This is a genomic window from Curtobacterium sp. MCPF17_003 (assembly GCF_003224385.1).
Classification (GTDB): Bacteria; Actinomycetota; Actinomycetes; order Actinomycetales; family Microbacteriaceae; genus Curtobacterium; species Curtobacterium flaccumfaciens.
Map to the genome: position 1 here is coordinate 83,203 of NZ_QKLC01000002.1, position 17,479 is coordinate 100,681.

The following is a 17,479-nucleotide window of genomic DNA, read 5'->3' on the forward strand; positions in this document are numbered from 1 at the left end:
ATGGTCCTCGTCCTTCTGGATGGTCACTTGCCGGCGGCGGGGGTGATGACGAACGTGTCCGGGCTCGGGTCGGGCGTGCCGTTGACGGTTGCGGTGACACGGATCGCATCGAACCCGACCGGCACGTTGTCGCTCAGCGCGTACTTCCCCGCACCGTCGGGCTTGTCCTCGGTGCAGTTGTAGCTTCCCAGAAGCCCGTCGGTGCAGTACTCCACCTTGTACGTGGGGACCAGAGCCGCGTTGTTGCTGTTGTCGGGTGGGTTCACGACCGGCCCCTGGCCGACCACGGCGCTCACCACCGAGGCGCGGGTGGTGTACGCAGTGCCCTTCGACTCGCTGCTCGATGCGCAGTAGTCACCATCGGTCGCACACGCGGTGAAGACCACCCTCGACTCGATCCCGTTCCCGGCGCCGGCACCGAGCGAAGCGCTGCCGTTGAACCGAACCCGGGGACCGTCGTTCACCGAGTAGTACAGGTAACGGGTCGTCCCGCTCGCAGCGATGTCGACGACGTGGTTCTGTGGGTTCCGGACGTCGGTTCCGATGCTGACGCTGCCGGTGGGCGCGTCCGGCGTCTGGTAGCCCTCGACGCCGGCGGGCTGGGAGGGCGCGCAGAACAGGCCGTTGTCGGCGTACGCGACGTAGCGGTACTGGCTCGTGATCGTGTCGCTGGCGCTGCTGCTCGACCAGGTCCTCTCCGCGCCGTCGGTCGAACACCCGGCCGGGATCGGAGTGTTGGCGGCGTACTTCGCGATCGTCCATCCCGGTGCTCCACCGGCCCAGTTCGACTCGGTCGCGTTCAACGAGACAGCAGTGGTCGAGCCCTGACGGTTCCCCGTCGCGCTCAGGGAGGGGGTTCCGGGTCGACCGATCGCCGAGCCCGTCGCCGACGCCGAGTTCCACTGCACCACCGTGCCGTTGCGATCAGCGCTGTTCCGCGCCGACACGGTCACCGTGTACTGCGCCGCGCTCTGGGCACCGGCGAACGAGGTGTTCGTCGCAGTGCCGGTGTTGCGGGTGTCGGACAACCCCGGACCCTCGATCGTCACGACGTAGTTGTCGACCGAGCTGCCCCGGTTCGGAGTGGCGACGGCGCTCCACTTGACGTCGAGCTGGTTCGGCGTCGACCCGTTCGGCGTGACGGTGATGCCCTTCGGCGGCGCCGGCACGAAGTCCGCACTGATCGGAGCGGAGCTGCCCGACGGCTTCGAGTCGCCGATCGCGTTGGTGGCGATGACGTGGAACCGGTAGGACGCCTTCGGGTCGAGCCCGGTCAGCGTGCAGACGGTCGCGGTGCCGCAGTTCTTCGAGACGCCGTTCGTGCCCGTCACGCGGTACCCGGTGATCGGCGAGTTGTTCCCCTGCGGCGTCGACCAGGTCAGGGTGGCCTGACCGCCGTCGTACGAGCCGGTGCGGGTCGGTGTGCCCGGGGCGTCGGGGACGTCCTGCACGGAGACGGTCACGTCGCCCCACACGTACCGGTCCGGGTCGTTCGTGGCGTCCGCGACCTGGTACTGCAGGTGGGCGTCGACGGGCTTCGCGGTGTCGGAGACCCGGACCTGCAGGCGGGAGCGATCGGCACTCGGCGTCACCGAGACACCGCTCGGCAGCCCGCCGGAGAGCCCGCGGATGTTCACGACGCGCAGCCGCTCACCGGGGAACGGATTGGTCGGCTGGTCGTTCGTCAGGACGTCGATGGTCGTGGTCGCGCCACGCTTGGTGATCGACCTGTCGGCGCCGGGTTGCACGAGCGGGCGGGTGGACGCCACCACGCCGACGGTCACGGTGCCGGCACGTCCGGTGTTGGCGTCGTCCTGCACGCCTATGCCGATCGACGCCGTCGTGTTCTTCTTCGCGGTGTCCGGCACTGCGATGGTCAGCTGCTGGCCCGAGATCGTCGCGGTGGCACCGCTGGTCGGCTTGCTCACCACGGAGTACCGGAGCTCCGGCAGGTCCTTCGGGTACGGGTAGTCGGTGAGCTTCGTCAGGTCGATCTTCCGCGTCTCGCCCGGCTGCATCTCGATCGAGGAGCCCGCGAACGCCGGCGGCTGGTTCGACCGGGGCGTGACCGTGATCGGGAGCACGAGGGTGGCGACGCGGCCCTTGCCGCCGTTCGCCGACGACCCGTCGGTGACCTCGAACGAGATCGACGCCTTGCCGTAGTAGAGCTTCGACGACGTGAACTGCAGCGTCGACGAGTCGACCACCAGGGTCTGCCCGTTCGCGTGGGTGGCCTTGACCGTGCCGCGGTCGGTGATCTTCGCGGTCTGGCCGTTCGCCGTCACGACGAAGTCCTGCAGCGGGATGCGAACCGTGGCCTCGCTCTTCACCGTGACCGCGCCGGCGCTGCGGTTGATCTGGGGCAGGGCGTCGTCGAAGCCCGGCACGTTGATGAAGCCGTAGGAGACGATGTCCGGGTGGTCGAGCCGGGCGACCGAGAACGGGATCACCTGCGAATCGTCGGTCAACCGGACGGTGATGCGGCCATCGTCGGTGGGCGTCGCCGTGTCGCCGTAGCCGGGGACGACCCCGACCCGGAGGTCGGCCGCGGTGCCCTCGGCGAAGAAGACGTTGTCGAGCACGTCGACGGTCACGCTCTGCCGGCGCAGGATGTCCTGCAGGTCGAGGGTCGTGTCGTCGACCTCGGGCCGGAGGGGCTGGGCGTCCGGGTCGACGGTCACCGTGAGGAACGCCGTGCTCGATCCCCCGCTGCTGTTCGCGACGGTGTAGAGCACCGCGAAGTCACCACGCTTCGCCGACTTCGGCGGCGTGACGCGGATCTGCTGCTTCCGGAGGATCTTCGCGGAGACGTCCTCGGCCGTCGGCTCGGCCTGCGCGACGGTCAGCTGCCCACCCTCGGGGTCGGAGTCGTTCTGCAGGACACGCACCGTCACCGACCCACCGGGACGGATCGTGACGTGGTCGGCCTCGGCCACGGGGTTCGAGGCCTGCTCGGCGCGGGGTGCGATGCCCACCCGCACGGTGCCGGTCGCACGGGCACCGAGGGCGTCCACGACCGTGTAGGTGAACTCGTCGGTACCTGCCGAGTAGTCGCCGGCCTCGTAGCTGAGGGCGTCAGAGGCCACGTCGGCGACCGATCCCTTGTCGGGGTTGGAGCCCACGCCGACGAGCTGGACGGAGTCGCCGTCCGGGTCGATCCCGTTCAACGGCACGCTGATCCGCACCGACGACCCGGCGACCACGCGCGCGGTGACGGTCTGCGGGACGGGTGGGTTGTTGGTCGCGGCGTCACGCTCGCGCACCGAGATCGACACGGCGGCATCGGCGTACTGGCCGTCCGGGCCGGCGACCCGGTAGACGGCGGTGTAGTTGCCCGGCGTCTTCGGGGCGAGGTAGCGCAGGTGGTCACCGGAGACGAACAGCAGGCCGCCGTCGCCCGGCACGTTCTGCACCAGCTCGGGCTGGAGCGTCAACGGTTCGCCCTCGGGCTGGGTGTCGTTGCCGAGCACGTCGATGTTCGCGACGTCGCCGACGCGCACGGTCGCGGTGTCCGGCTGGGCGACCGGGGGCTGGATGCGGTCGGGCTTCGGGATCTCGACGACGGTGATCGTGCCCGGGGACGACGCCAACCCGTTCGTCTCCGTGTACCCGAACGACACCGGACCGTCGAGCGGCGCCGTGAGCGTCACACGGACCGTGTGCTGGTCGAGGATGCTCGCCTGCACGCCGCTGCCCCGCGCGGGTCCGTCGAGCGCCGTCACGAGCAGCACACCGCCCGCCGGGTCGATGTCGGTGGCGGTCACGTCCGTGTCCTTGGTGGACAGCGTGTTGACGAACACCGTCTTCGGCGTGGTGATCGGCGCCGTCGAGGCGTCCGGTGGCGCGAGGACGGTCACGCGGACGATCCCGCTCGACGTCTTCACGCCGTCGGTCACCGTGTACTCGAGCTGGTGGTCGCCCGCCCGCTCCCCCTGCACCCGGAAGGTCCCGGCGTCGTAGCTCGGGGTGACGGTGAGCCCGGACGCCGACGACACGCTCGTCAGCGTCACGGTGCCGTTGCCACCACGGACGTGGTCGAGCGGCTCGACCGTGAAGGCCTTCCCGGCGTACCCGGACACGGGGAACGGATCGGCACGCAGCGGGACGGTGCCCTGCTTGGCCACGCGCACCGTCACGGCACCCCGGCCGTCGGCGCGTCCGTCGCTCACGACCAGCTGCACCGACCGCTCACCGGTCCGGCCGCTGTCGTTCCGGAAGTCGAGCAGGCCGTCCGGTGTGGTGGACACCCGGTCGCCGTTCGACGCGGTCGCCGACTCCAGGTACACCGGGTCGCCGTCCGGGTCGACCCAGTCGCCGAGGACGTCCGAGACGACGTGCCCGTTCTGGACGACGTCAGCCGAGGTGTCACGGACCTGCCGCGGCGCCTCGTTCTGACTGTCGGGGCGCACGCTGATCCGGACGGTCGCTGTGTCCGATCCGCCGTTGCCGTCGGTGATCGTGTACGGGAACGTCACGGTCCCGGAGGCGCGCGACGACAGCGTGACCTGCAGGCGTTGGCCGTCGCCGACGATCGCGACGCGGCCGGCGGCCTTCGAGATGGTGCCGACCTCGCTCACGATGATCGGGTCACCGTTCGGGTCGTAGTCGTTCAGCAGGACCGGGAGGCTCGTGGTGCGTCCCGGACGAGCGCCCAGTTCGTCGTCCACCGCCACCGGCGGCTTCTGGTCCTTGTCGACCTCGGGGTCGTCGTCGGAGACCTGCTCCTGCTGCTGCTCGTCGTCCTGCTTGATCAGGTCGGCCCAGTTGTCGATGAGCTGGCCACTCCGGTCGATCGCCCAGGAACGGCCGCTCGTCGGGTCGTTGGCGACGACGGTGTCGCCGTTGTGCAGGATCTGCAGTTCGCTCGCGCCGCCGGTGCTCGCCAGGCGCTGCAACGCGCTGCCGTCACACGTGTCGATCGCCTGTCCGCCCGCCCACGCCGCGTACGTGCAGGACCCGTCGACGTAGGGCCGCGCGGGTCGCCCGGACACCTGGAGCGCGGTGGCGTCCACGGTGCCGGAGGCGCTGACGCGGACCAGGCCCGCCGTGCCCGCGACCGTGACCTCGGCCGTGCTGTCGGAGGACCGCTGGAGGGCAGGCGACGCCCCCACCCGGTCGCCGAGCTCGACCGTGCGGCCGTCGACCGACAGGGCACCGCTCGTGCGGTCGAGCACGGCGAGGTGCCCGTCGAACGTGGCGACCTGGAAGTCGTCGCCCCGGCCCATGTCGACCTTCCACCGTTCGGAGACGGTGAGTGTCGCGCCGACGTCGACCAGCGACGCCGTCCCGGTCTTCGCGGAGTAGACCGCGACGTGGCCGTCGGAGGCGTCGAAGACGGTGTCGGCGCCCAGGGTCAGGTCGGCCTTGGCCGACGCGTCGAACTCGCCGAGGTCGCTCGTGGGGGTCGCCCAGAGTTCGCCCGTGTCCGCGTTGCCGATGACCGCGGTGTCGCCCGCGAAGAATACCTGCGGCGTCCCCGCCGGCAGCGTGATCGCATCACCCACGGTGGCGTCGGCGACGTCGACCCGGGCGACCGTGCCCTTGGTCTCGTCGACGCTGTAGACGGTGGAGCCGCGCTGCAGCACCGACAGGTCGTCGCTGGCCGTCTCGACCGCGGTGTTGAGCTGCAGGATGCCGGTGTTCGCCCGGCCGACCGCGCCGTACTCGGCCGAGGGGACCCAGACGGTGCCGTCGCCGAGGTCGACGCGTTGGGTGTGGTACCCGGTGGAGACGATCGCCGTGGTCGCGACGACGGCGGCGACGAGCACCGAGGCACCCGTGGTCACGGCAGCGGAGCGGTGCTTCGCGAGGAGGGCGCGGATCACCCGGCGCTCCCGATCGTCGCGCACTTCTGCGCGCTCGCGGCACCTGTCCTGCCGTCGCGGTTCACCGCGACGGCGATGCACTCCTCGTCGCCGCGTTCACCGGAGACGACGAACGTCGTGCCGGTCTGCTGGCTCGAGGACCCGTTGGACGAGATGACGTACGTGTCGCCGCTGCGCAGCCCGGGGTCGGTCCAGCTGAAGGACACGAACTGCGGCGACGGCTCGGCACGGACCTCGGCCACGACCGGGATGGCCCCGGCGCCGAGCCGACCGACGACGACGACCGTGGCGATCGCGAGGGCGGCGACCACGACGACGGCGAGGGACGTCGCCCACACCAGGGTCGAACGGGTCCGGCGCCGCGAACGGGTCACGGACCCGGTGCGGTGCACGGTGCCGACGCTGTGCGAACCGCCGGCCACGACCCCGCCCTGCACCGCGCGGCGGGTGCGACGACGCCCGCCGACCCGGGTGGGTGGCTGCAGCTCACGGATCACGGTGCGGTCACCGTGCGGGGTCGGCGTCGAGATCGCCCAGGCCTCGACCGCGACGTCGGCGGTCGTCTGCGGGATGCCGAGTTCGGCCTCGACCTGCTGGAACCCGCGCACGAGTTCGATCACCGTCGCGGGGCGTCCCTGCGGCTTGCGGGACAGCGCCGAGGCGAGCAGGCGCTCCAGCGAGGGCGGCACGTCGGTGCGACCGGTGGGCTTCACGCCGCCCTTGTCGATCCGGTGCATCAGGTCGTTCGCGCCGTTCTTGCCGCCGCGGACCTCGAACGGGCTGCGCCCGGCGAGGAGCGAGTACACCGTCGCCGCGAGGGAGTACACCTCGGACTGGATCGTGCCGCGCGACTCGTCGATCAGGACCTCGGGCGCAGACCACGGGATCGACATGCCGATCGGCTCGTCCGGGTCGGTGCCCCCGATCGTCGCGGCGATGCCGAAGTCGGAGAGCACGGGGTTGCCGTAGGCCGTCAGCAGGATGTTCGACGGCTTGATGTCGCGGTGCAGCACGCCCTCACGGTGTGCGGTCTCGAGCGCCGACCCGATGCGGATGCCGATCGACAGCACCTCGGACACGGGGATCGGTTCGCGACGGTACCGCTCGCTGAGGGACGAGGAGCAGAGCTCCATGACCAGGTAGGGACGGCCGTCAGCCGCGACGCTGGCCTGGAAGACGGTGAGGATCGACGGGTGGGTGCTGAGCCGGGCCATCAGGTTGGCCTCGGCCTGGAACATCTGCCGGACGCGGTCGTCGACGACCTCGTCCAGCAGCACCTTCACCGCGACCTGTCGTCGGGGCATGTCCTGCTCGTAGAGAAAGACGTCGGCGAAGCCACCGGACCCGAGGACGTGGACGGGGCTGAAACCGCCGATCACGGGCGGGGTGGACGGCAGGCGTCTCGCCATGGTCCTCTCCTCCCCCGGCCGAGCGGCCAGCTCTCTCGACGTGGCCATGTCATTGTACGAAGCGTGGGTGACGGACATTCCGCACGTCGATCCCCCACAGCTCGACGTGTTCCCCCAGTTCGGGGGCCAGCTAGTGCCGCGGCAGCGTGTCCTCGAGGTCGCCGTCGTCCGGTGCGGCATCGACCTGCAGCACCACCACGGTGACGTTGTCACGACCGCCGGCCACGACGGCGTCGCCCACCAGGCGTTCCGCCAGGTCCTGCGCGCCTGGCTCACGTGCCGCGATGCGCGCGATCCCGGCGTCGCCGAGCTCCTTGGTCAGCCCGTCGGAGCACACGATGTAGCGATCGCCGGCCCGCAGGGGCAGGGTCCACCAGTCCGGCGCCGGCGGTTCGCCGAAGCCGACCGCACGCGTGATGACGTTGCTGTCCGGGTGCTGCTCGGCGTCCTCGGCGCGCAGCAGGCCGGCGTCCACCATCTCCTGCACCACCGAGTGGTCGACGGTGACGCGGCGGAGCACGCCGTCCTCGATGCGGTAGGTGCGGGAGTCACCGACGTTGAACACGAGCGCCGCGGGCTGCCCGAGCGACGCCACGAGCGCGATCCCGGTGACGGTGGTGCCCGCGCCGATGGCGTTGCCGCCGGCTGCACGCTCGATGTCGGCGGTCGCGAGGAGCAGTGCGCGCTGGATGCCCTGGCGCGTGGTGAACGGCTCGGCCGTCACCTGTTCGAGCCGACGCACGACCGCGTCGCTGGCGCGGTCGCCCGCGAGGTGTCCGCCCATGCCGTCGGCGACGACGAAGAACGGCGCCCCCACGATGTAGCTGTCCTCGTTGTGGTCACGCCGTCGACCGACGTCGGTCGCGGCTCCCCACGAGAGCGTCAGGGTGGCGCCGTCGGCACCGGGGACGTCGATGGCGTGCGCAGTGGCTGCTCGGCCGAGTTCGGTCACGTGTCAGGATCGCTCTCTGGTGGGTCGGGGCGTGCCGTGTGCTGTCTGATCGGAGGGCCACGGGGGAACCGGAGGCAGCCCCTCTGCCGTCGGTGCGACCCGGAGGTACGGCGAGAGGACCTCGATGGCGTTGCCGTCACCGATCTCGACTACCGTACCCGTCAGCGCGACGATCGACGCACCCGACGCCATGCGGTAGGCGGGCGCACCGGCCGGGCGGACGACGGTGCCGTTCGTCGACCGGAGGTCCTGCACGACGACGGCTTCGCCCTCGGCGTGGATCCGGACGTGGGACGACGACACCTGCCCGGACGCGGACCGCACGGTCACGAGTTCGGGCTGCGGACCACGGGTGACCCGGGGCAGCGACGGCCGGCGGCCGATGACCACCGGGTGGTCGAGCCGGAAGGTGCGGCCGTCGATGCGGATCGAGGGCACGCGTGTCGCGGGTGCGGCGGGTACCGACGGGACGGCCGGGAGGCCCGGGGCAGCACCCACGAACGGGTTCGCTCCGGCGCCGGGTCGCGCCGGCACCCGGACGACGGTGTCCTCCGGATCGACGTCGTCCCCCGCTGTCGGTGGCTGGCCGGGTGCGCCGAGCGCGGGCCGGATGACCGTGTCGCCGAGGACCCCGTCGTCGGATCCGGGGTCGGAGTCCGGACCGGCGCCGGGGACGACGGGACCTGAGCCGCGGATGACGGTGTCGTCGACGGCGTCCGCCGTCCGGTCGCCCGCCGCCGATCGTCGGGGTCGCCGGATGACGGTGTCCTCGATGTCGTCGTCGCGCAACCGGAGCCCTCCCAGTGTGGTCTCCCCCACCGTAGACGATCCGGTCGACCCCACGTCATCGACGCTCCCACGACGGGCCGCTGCCCGCGACGACCGAGCGCAGGACGAGCCCCGCGAGCGGATCGTCAGCACGGGTCTCGAGGGCGTACCGGGCACGCGTCTCCGCCCGGGCCCACGACCCGAGCGCCCACGCACACCAGGCTCCGAGCGACAGGGCACCGGCGGCACCCGACGATCCGTCGAACGGGCCGTCCTGCGCTCGCCACACCCGCCACGCGTCGGCGCACCGGTCACCGGCGAGCCGCACGCGGCCCCGGTCGGGAGCCGGGCCGAAACCGTGGAGCGCCGGCGGGGTCGGGTCGGCGAAGGGGTCGAACACCCGGATCGACCGGGGGTCCGGAGTGCCCTGCGCCGCGATGAACGGCACCAGGGCCATGCGGGGCGCGAGTGCGCCGCACGCCGTCACCACGGCCGTCGCAGCGGCCTTCGACAGGTCCGCGCGCCCGGGCGCGACGAGCGCGGCCGCTGCGGCTGGGAGGGTGACCGCCGCGGCGATCTCGCGAGGGAAACGGACTGCGGAGCCGGGGCCGGACTGTGCCGTGAGGGGGATCATGCACGCCATCGAAGCGTGCTGCGGGCCTCCAGGCAGGGGCGCCCCGGCCATCTGTGGACCGGAGCGGCCCCGCCCACGCCTGTGGAGGACGAGTCGGCGGAAGCCGCTCAGGCGGCGACGGGCTCCAGGCTCTCGGCGACCAGGTCCCAGCCGCCCTCGTTGCGTTCGACGGCCACGCCGTTCGCGGCCGCCCAGCCGACCAGGTCGTCCATGCTGCCGATGCTCGCACCGGTGCGGGCGAGCAACGCCACCAGGCGGCCCTTCGCGGTCTTGTTCCAGTGGTTCAGTGCACGACGACGACCGGAGCCGTCGACGCTCACCACCCGTGGTGCCACCGCTCCGGACACGGGACCGAGCTGCCGGTACCCCTCGGATCGAAGGTCGAGCACCAGGCCGTCCGCACGGGTCAGCAGGGAACGGGTCGACACCGCGGGCCAGTGCGCTGCCAGTCGGATCGACCCGAGCCGCGAGTCGTGCGACAGCCGGTAGGCCGGGATCGGGTCACCGGCACCGATCGGGCCGAACATCGCGGACTGCACGATCACGTGCTCCGCCCACCACGCACGGGTCGCCGCGTCCGCGTCCTGCGCGCCCAAGGGGTCGTAGAGGACCCCCGTGTACCGCTCGATCGCGGGCATCGTGCCCGAGGTGTCGAGCTCGAGGTTCCGGAGCCGCTCGGCGATCGACTTCGGACCGAGCTTCAGCGCCGTCCTGGCCGAGGACTCCTCGGAACTGACGAAGCGGGCCGCGGTGATCACCGCGGCCCGCTCATCGGCCAGTTCCGGGAACGAGAGTGCACGCAGATCGAGCGTGCGGCTCGTGTCCCCGCCCTCCCGCTTCGTCTCCGAAGGCGGGAGCAGGACGGTCAGTCCGGTCAGGACGCCAGCGCGGCCTGCCGCGCGACGATCGTCACCGTGTCGTGCTCGACCGACAGGAAGCCGTCCTCGGCGTCGACCGCGACGGTCGACCCATCGGCCCGCGTGATGCGGACCTGACCCTGCGCCAGGATCGCGAGCATCGGCTCGTGTCCGGCGAGGATGCCGATCTGGCCCTCTGTCGTCCGTGCGACGACCATGGTGGTGTCGCCCGACCAGACCTCACGGTCGGCCGAGACGACGCTCACGCTGAGACCCGCCATGTCAGCGGTTCTCCTTCTGGATCTGAGCCCACTTCTCTTCCACGTCGTTGATGCCACCGACGTTGAAGAACGCCTGGGTCGCAACGTGGTCGAACTCACCGTCGGCGATGGCGCGGAAGGACTCGATGGTGTCCTTGAGCGGCACCGTGGAGCCCTCGACGCCCGTGAACTTCTTCGCCATGTAGGTGTTCTGCGAGAGGAACTGCTGGATACGACGAGCGCGCTCGACCGTGATCTTGTCCTCTTCGGAGAGCTCGTCGACACCGAGGATGGCGATGATCTCCTGCAGTTCCTTGTTCTTCTGGAGGATCTGCTTGACGCGCGTGGCCGTCTCGTAGTGGTCGGCACCCAGGTAGCGCGGGTCCATGATGCGCGACGTCGACGCCAGCGGGTCGATCGCGGGGTACAGACCCTGCGACGCGATCTCACGGGAGAGCTCGGTCGTCGCGTCGAGGTGCGCGAACGTGGTGGCCGGAGCCGGGTCGGTGTAGTCGTCAGCCGGCACGTAGATCGCCTGCAGCGAGGTGATCGAGTGACCACGCGTCGAGGTGATGCGCTCCTGGAGCACACCCATCTCGTCGGCGAGGTTGGGCTGGTAGCCCACAGCGGACGGCATGCGGCCGAGCAGCGTCGAGACCTCGGAGCCGGCCTGCGTGAAGCGGAAGATGTTGTCGATGAAGAGGAGCACGTCCTGCTTCTGGACATCGCGGAAGTACTCCGCCATCGTCAGCGCCGACAGGGCCACGCGGAGACGCGTTCCCGGCGGCTCGTCCATCTGGCCGAACACGAGGGCCGTCTTGTCGAAGACACCCGCCTCTTCCATCTCACCGATGAGGTCGTTGCCCTCACGGGTGCGCTCACCGACACCGGCGAACACCGACACACCGCCGTGGTCCTGCGCGACGCGCTGGATCATCTCCTGGATGAGGACGGTCTTGCCGACGCCCGCACCACCGAAGAGGCCGATCTTGCCACCCTGCACGTACGGGGTGAGCAGGTCGATGGACTTGATGCCGGTCTCGAACATCGAGGTCTTGGACTCGAGCTGGTCGAAGGCCGGGGCCTTGCGGTGGATCGGCCAGCGCTCGGTGATCTCGAGCTTCTCGTCCGTGTTGAGCACGTTGCCGAGGACGTCGAAGACCTTGCCCTTGGTGACGTCGCCGACGGGGACCGAGATCGGAGCGCCCGAGTCACGGACCTCCTGGCCACGGACCAGGCCGTCGGTCGGCTTCAGGGAGATGGCACGGACGAGGTCGTCGCCGAGGTGCTGCGCGACCTCGAGGCCGATCTCCTGCGACGAGTCACCGATGGTGATGGTCGTGAACAGGAGGTTGTACATCTCCGGGATTGCGTCGTGGGGGAACTCGATGTCGACGACGGGGCCCGTGACACGGGCGATCCGGCCGACACCGGGCGCCGACGACGTCTCGACCGCGGTGGTTGCGGTGTCGGTCATGGCTGGTGCCTTCCTGAGGGTGGGTATCTGTCCGCGAACGACGCGGACTACTTCTTCTTCGACGAGAGGGCGTCGGCGCCGCCGACGATCTCGGAGATCTGCTGGGTGATCTCCGCCTGACGCGCGTTGTTCGCGAGTCGGGTGAAGTCACGGATCAGCGAGTCGGCGTTGTCGCTGGCCGCCTTCATCGCCTTCTGACGCGCGGCGTGCTCGGAAGCAGCCGACTGCAGCATGGCGTTGAAGATGCGGCTCTCGATGTAGACCGGGAGCAGCGAGTCGAGCACCGCATCGGCGTCCGGCTCGAACTCGTAGAGCGGCAGGGGCTCGTTGCCCTCGGGCTCGTCGATGCCCTCGACGACCTCGAGGGGCAGCAGGCGAACGACCTGCGGCTCCTGGGTCGCCAGGCTGATGAACCGGTTGAACACGATGTGGATCTCGTCCACGCCGCCGTCAGCGGTGTCCTGGAGGAACTTCGCCACGACGGCGTCGCCGATCTCCTTGGCCGTCGAGAACTCCGGCTGGTCGGTGTTGCCGATCCACTGCTGCTCGGACGGACGCTCACGGAACGCGAAGTACCCGACGGACTTGCGGCCGACCAGGTAGTAGACGACGTCCTTGCCCTCGCTGCGGAGCAGGGAGGCGAGCTCCTCGCCCTGCTTGAGGACGTTCGTGCTGAACGCGCCGTTCAGGCCGCGGTCCGAGGTGAAGAGCACGACGGCTGCACGGGTCGACGACTCCGGCTCGGTGGTCAGCACGTGGTCGACGTTCGAGAACGTCGCCACGGCCGACACCGCACGCGTGACGGCCCGCGAGTACGGACCGGACGCAGCCATGCGGGCCTGCGCCTTCTGGATCCGCGACGCCGAGATCAGCTCCATGGCGCGGGTGACCTTCTTCGTGGTCTTCGCCGACTTGATCCGCTGGCGGTAGACCCGGACCTGCGCTGCCATCTAGCGACGACCCTTGACGATCTGCTCCTGGTCGACGTCCTCGGCGTCAGCCGCGTCGAACTGCTCGGAGCCGAGGGTCTTGCCGTCGCTCGTCTGGAAGCTCTTCGTGAACTCGTCGATCTGCTTGTCCATCTCGGCGACGGTCTCGTCGCTGAGCTGGTTCGTCTCGCGCAGGGTCGTGAGGACGTCGGAGTTGCGACGCAGGTGGTCGAGCAGTTCGGACTCGAAGCGGAGCACGTCCGGCACCGGGACGGTGTCGAGCTTGCCGTTCGTGCCCGCCCAGATCGAGACGACCTGCTCCTCGACCGGGTACGGCGAGTACTGCGGCTGCTTGAGGAGCTCGGTCAGACGCGCACCGCGCTCCAGCTGACGACGCGACGCCTGGTCGAGGTCGGACGCGAACATCGCGAACGCCTCGAGCGAGCGGTACTGCGCCAGCTCGAGCTTCAGCGTGCCGGAGACCTTCTTGATCGACTTCACCTGGGCGTCACCACCGACGCGGGACACCGAGATGCCCACGTCGACGGCCGGACGCTGGTTCGCGTTGAAGAGGTCCGACTGCAGGAAGATCTGGCCGTCGGTGATGGAGATGACGTTGGTCGGGATGTACGCCGAGACGTCGTTCGCCTTGGTCTCGATGATCGGGAGGCCCGTCATCGAACCGGCGCCGAGCTCGTCGGACAGCTTCGCGCAACGCTCCAGCAGACGGGAGTGCAGGTAGAAGACGTCACCCGGGTAGGCCTCGCGGCCCGGCGGACGACGGAGGAGGAGCGACACCGCACGGTAGGCCTCGGCCTGCTTCGACAGGTCATCGAAGATGATGAGGACGTGCTTGCCCTGGTACATCCAGTGCTGGCCGATGGCCGAACCGGTGTACGGGGCGAGGTACTTGAAGCCGGCCGGGTCGGAAGCCGGGGCGGCGACGATGGTCGTGTACTCCATCGCACCGGCGTCCTCGAGCGCACCCTTGACGGAGGCGATCGTGGAGCCCTTCTGGCCGATGGCGACGTAGATGCAGCGGACCTGCTTCTCCTCGTCGCCGGACTCCCAGTTGGCCTTCTGGTTGATGATCGTGTCGATCGCGATGGCCGTCTTGCCGGTCTGGCGGTCGCCGATGATCAGCTGACGCTGACCACGGCCGACGGGGATCATCGCGTCGATGGCCTTGATGCCGGTCTGCAGGGGCTGGTGGACCGACTTGCGGGCCATGACGCCGGGGGCCTGGAGCTCGAGGGCACGACGGCCCTCTGCGGCGATCTCGCCGAGACCGTCGATCGGGGCGCCGAGCGGGTCGACGACGCGACCGAGGAAGGCGTCGCCGACGGGGGCGGAGAGGACCTCACCCGTGCGGGTGACCTCCATGCCCTCCTCGATGCCGCCGAACTCGCCGAGCACGATGGCGCCGATCTCGTCTTCGTCGAGGTTCTGCGCCAGGCCGAGCGTGCCGTCCTGGAAGCGGATGAGCTCGTTCGCCATGACGCCGGGGAGACCCTCGACGTGGGCGATGCCGTCACCGGCGTCGGTGACGTGCCCGACCTCGGCCGTGGAGGCCTTCGTCGGCTCGTAGTTCGAGACGAAGTCCTTCAGGGCATCACGGATCTCATCGGGGCTGATGGTGATGTCTGCCATGGGATTTTCCTTGTGGTTTTCCGGGGCCCTTCGGCTCCGAGAGGGTGACGCTGCCGGACTCGGCAGTTCCCGTTGTGGACTTGGGGAGGAGCGGCTTCGACCGTACGCCTAGCCGGCGAGCTGGAGCCGGAGCTCCGAGAGTCGCGTGGACACGGTGCCGTCGATGACGTCGCCGCCGATCTGCACCCGGACCCCGCCGACGACCGTGGGGTCGACGACCTGGTTGATGCTGATGTCCTTGCCGTACCGCTCGGACAGACCGCGCGTGACGCGGGCCGACTGGGCGGGGGTCAGTGGCGTCGCCGTGACGACGGTCGCGACGAGCTTGCCGGCCTGCTCGGCCACGATGCGCGAGGCGTCGCGGACGATCTCACCGATGCGGCGGCCGCGGGGCTGCTGCACCAGAGCCGACACGATCGTGATCGTCTGCTCCGATGCCTTGGCACCGAGGAGCCGCTCGACGAGCGCGCCCTTCTGCTCGGGGCTGCCGAGCTTGGTGCCGAGCGCCAGCTCGAGGCCGGCGTCCGAGCGGACGGCGGTCTCGAAGGCGAACAGCTCCGACTCGATCGACGAGTCCGGACCCGCGGTGGCAGCGACGGCGCGGATGCCCGCGTCCTCGATGCCCGCGAGCAGGTCCTGCTGCGAGGACCAGCGCGAGCCGGCCACCGCGGTCAGGACCGCACGCGTCGCGTCCGACTGTCCGGCGAAGACACGGTCGATGAGGACCTTCTTGCCGGCCGCGTCGGCCGTGGGGTCGGACAGCAGCCCGAGCAGCTGCGGCGCACCGGCGATCGCACGCCCGGAGGCGAGGATCTCGGCACCCGCGGCCAGGCCGGCGCTCGGACCGAGGTCCGACAGCACCGCCCTGGTGGACGCGAGTGCTTCTCTGGTAGCGCTGCGCATGCTCAGTGCTCCCCCGTCTTCGTGGCCTGCGAGGCCTCGAGGTCGGCGAGGAAGCGGTCGACCACTGCGGTCGACTTGGCGTCGTCCTTGAGGGACTCACCGATCACACCGGACGCGAGGTCCAGCGCGAGGGTGCCCACTTCGGACCGGAGTGCCTGGACGGCGCTCTGGCGCTCGGCCTCGATCTGCGCCTGGGCGTTGGCCGTGATGCGTGCTGCATCGGCGGCCGCCTGCTCGCGGACCTCGTTGCCGATCGCCGTGGCGTCGGCGCGGGCCTGCTCACGGATGCGCGATGCCTCGGCGCGTGCATCGGCGAGCTGCTTGTTGTACTCGTCGAGCGCAGCGGCAGCCTGCTCCTGGGCGGCCTCGGCCTTCTTGATGCCACCCTCGATGGCCTCGGTGCGCTCATCGAGCATCTTCGTGATGCGCGGCGTGACGACACGCCACATCACCAGGAAGATGATGACGAAGGCGAGCGCCGACCACACGATGTCGTACACCGGCGGGATCAGCGGATTGTGCGCTTCCTCCGCCGCGATGATGAGTGCGTTCTGCATCGAGGAACCTTAGTTGGTGAAGATGAAGTACGTGGCGATACCGATGAAGGCCAGGGCCTCGGTGAAGGCGATACCGATGTACATGAGGGTCGTCAGGCGGCCCTGGAGCTCGGGCTGGCGAGCGACGGACTCGATCGTCTTACCGACGACGATGCCGACACCGATGGCCGGGCCGATCGCTGCGAGGCCGTAGCCAACCGTCGCGATGTTGCCGTTGATCTCCGCGAGAACGGTCGTTGCGTCCACGTGTTTTCCTTTCGAGGTGCGGGTCCGACGGTCGCCGGTCCCGTAGGGGGTCAGTGAGGAATCAGTGCTCGTCGGCCAGCGCCAGCTGGATGTAGACGGCGGTGAGGAGCATGAAGACGTAGGCCTGCAGCAGCGCGACGAGGACCTCGAAGAAGCTGAACGCGATGCCGAACGCGATGGTCCCGACGCCGAAGGCCTTGAAGCCGAGCGAAGCGTCGAAGAAGAAGAACTGCGTGGCCGAGAAGAACAGCACGAGGAGCAGGTGCCCCACGACCATGTTCATCAGGAGTCGCAGCGTCAGGGTGACGGGACGGAGCACGAAGGTGGAGACGAGCTCGATCGGCGTCACGATGATGTACAGCGGCCACGGAACCCCGGGCGGGAAGAGCGAGTTCTTGAGGAACGTGCCCGGGTGCTTGCGGAGACCGGCGTAGATGAAGGCGAGGTACGCGACGATCGCCAGGATCATCGGCATCGCGATGCGGCTGGTGCCGGCGAGGTTCATGCCCGGGATCAGACCGGTCAGGTTCATGAACAGCACGCCGAAGAAGATCGTCGCCAGGAGCGGCAGGAAACGCTTGCCGTCCTTCTCTCCGAGGTTGTCGAAGGTGTTGCGACGGACGACGTCGAACGCGTACTCGATGAACGCCTGACCGCGGTTCGGCACGAGCTTCAGTGCACGGGTACCCACGAACGCGAACACCAGGAGCACGGCGACGGCGAAGAAGCGGATGAGGACGACCCGATCGATCTCGAACGGCGTCCCGGCGAAGAAGATCGCATCCGGGAAGAACTCGTTGATCGACGGACCATGGAACTCGGCGGCCTTGCTGCTCCCCGCCGCGACGGTGTCAACCGCAGCGGAGAGGGACAGGGGAAGAGCGTGGGATAGCAGCGCTGTCTCCTGTGTCGGCGCGCGCACATCATGGCACGCGATGGTGGACGTTGTGGAGGCTCGCCCGCCCCGAGCGAAAGGCTCCGGTAGCGGACTCCGAGAAGCCTATCAGGTGCG

14 protein-coding genes are annotated in these 17,479 nt (G+C 69.8%); all 14 read right to left on the reverse strand.

The genetic code is table 11. The features are described 5' to 3' along the window. Positions 1-23: 23 nt before the first annotated feature. The gene (locus DEJ30_RS03050; RefSeq protein WP_146238485.1) at positions 24-5,825 is read right to left on the reverse strand and encodes an Ig-like domain-containing protein; all 5,802 of its coding nucleotides are present in this window, start codon (positions 5,823-5,825) and stop codon (positions 24-26) included. Further along, a complete protein-coding gene (locus tag DEJ30_RS03055; protein ID WP_110859006.1) occupies positions 5,822-7,234 on the reverse strand; it encodes a serine/threonine-protein kinase in 1,413 nt (470 codons plus the stop codon). Before DEJ30_RS03055 ends, DEJ30_RS03050 begins: the two co-directional genes overlap by 4 nt. Before the next feature lie 130 nt (positions 7,235-7,364). Continuing rightward, complete coding sequence (locus DEJ30_RS03060) at positions 7,365-8,186, reverse strand: PP2C family serine/threonine-protein phosphatase (protein ID WP_017885739.1); 822 nt, start codon at positions 8,184-8,186, stop codon at positions 7,365-7,367. 3 nt (positions 8,187-8,189) lie between these two features. Then, positions 8,190-9,029, reverse strand: coding sequence for an FHA domain-containing protein (locus DEJ30_RS03065; RefSeq protein WP_220032923.1), 840 nt, complete (start codon positions 9,027-9,029; stop codon positions 8,190-8,192). Between the two features lies 1 nt (position 9,030). Continuing rightward, positions 9,031-9,588, reverse strand: a complete 558-nt coding sequence (locus tag DEJ30_RS03070) for a hypothetical protein (RefSeq protein WP_110859008.1) — start codon at positions 9,586-9,588, stop codon at positions 9,031-9,033. Between the two features lie 107 nt (positions 9,589-9,695). After that, on the reverse strand, positions 9,696-10,466 hold the full coding sequence (locus DEJ30_RS03075) for a peroxide stress protein YaaA (RefSeq protein ID WP_309146756.1): 771 nt from the start codon (positions 10,464-10,466) through the stop codon (positions 9,696-9,698). Next, positions 10,463-10,726, reverse strand: a complete 264-nt coding sequence (locus DEJ30_RS03080; RefSeq protein ID WP_027465776.1) for a F0F1 ATP synthase subunit epsilon — start codon at positions 10,724-10,726, stop codon at positions 10,463-10,465. Before DEJ30_RS03080 ends, DEJ30_RS03075 begins: the two co-directional genes overlap by 4 nt. A gap of 1 nt (position 10,727) precedes the next feature. After that, positions 10,728-12,182 (reverse strand): F0F1 ATP synthase subunit beta, encoded by a 1,455-nt coding sequence (gene atpD / locus DEJ30_RS03085; protein WP_017885744.1) that lies wholly within the window; start codon positions 12,180-12,182, stop codon positions 10,728-10,730. Between the two features lie 47 nt (positions 12,183-12,229). After that, entirely contained in the window at positions 12,230-13,132 is a 903-nt protein-coding gene (locus tag DEJ30_RS03090; protein WP_110859010.1) for a F0F1 ATP synthase subunit gamma, read from the reverse strand. Next, positions 13,133-14,761 carry a F0F1 ATP synthase subunit alpha gene (atpA, locus tag DEJ30_RS03095; protein WP_110859011.1) on the reverse strand — a complete coding sequence of 543 codons (1,629 nt, stop codon included), beginning with the start codon at positions 14,759-14,761 and terminating at the stop codon, positions 13,133-13,135. It abuts the gene before it with no gap. A gap of 108 nt (positions 14,762-14,869) precedes the next feature. Next, positions 14,870-15,664: a F0F1 ATP synthase subunit delta gene (locus tag DEJ30_RS03100; protein ID WP_027465779.1), complete on the reverse strand. Its 795-nt coding sequence runs from the start codon at positions 15,662-15,664 to the stop codon at positions 14,870-14,872. A 2-nt stretch (positions 15,665-15,666) separates the two neighbouring features. Next, positions 15,667-16,221: a F0F1 ATP synthase subunit B gene (locus DEJ30_RS03105; RefSeq protein ID WP_110859012.1), complete on the reverse strand. Its 555-nt coding sequence runs from the start codon at positions 16,219-16,221 to the stop codon at positions 15,667-15,669. 9 nt (positions 16,222-16,230) lie between these two features. Continuing rightward, positions 16,231-16,467, reverse strand: a complete 237-nt coding sequence (atpE, locus tag DEJ30_RS03110; RefSeq protein ID WP_027465781.1) for an ATP synthase F0 subunit C — start codon at positions 16,465-16,467, stop codon at positions 16,231-16,233. A gap of 61 nt (positions 16,468-16,528) precedes the next feature. Beyond that, positions 16,529-17,389, reverse strand: coding sequence for a F0F1 ATP synthase subunit A (gene atpB, locus DEJ30_RS03115; RefSeq protein WP_027465782.1), 861 nt, complete (start codon positions 17,387-17,389; stop codon positions 16,529-16,531). Positions 17,390-17,479: the final 90 nt, after the last annotated feature.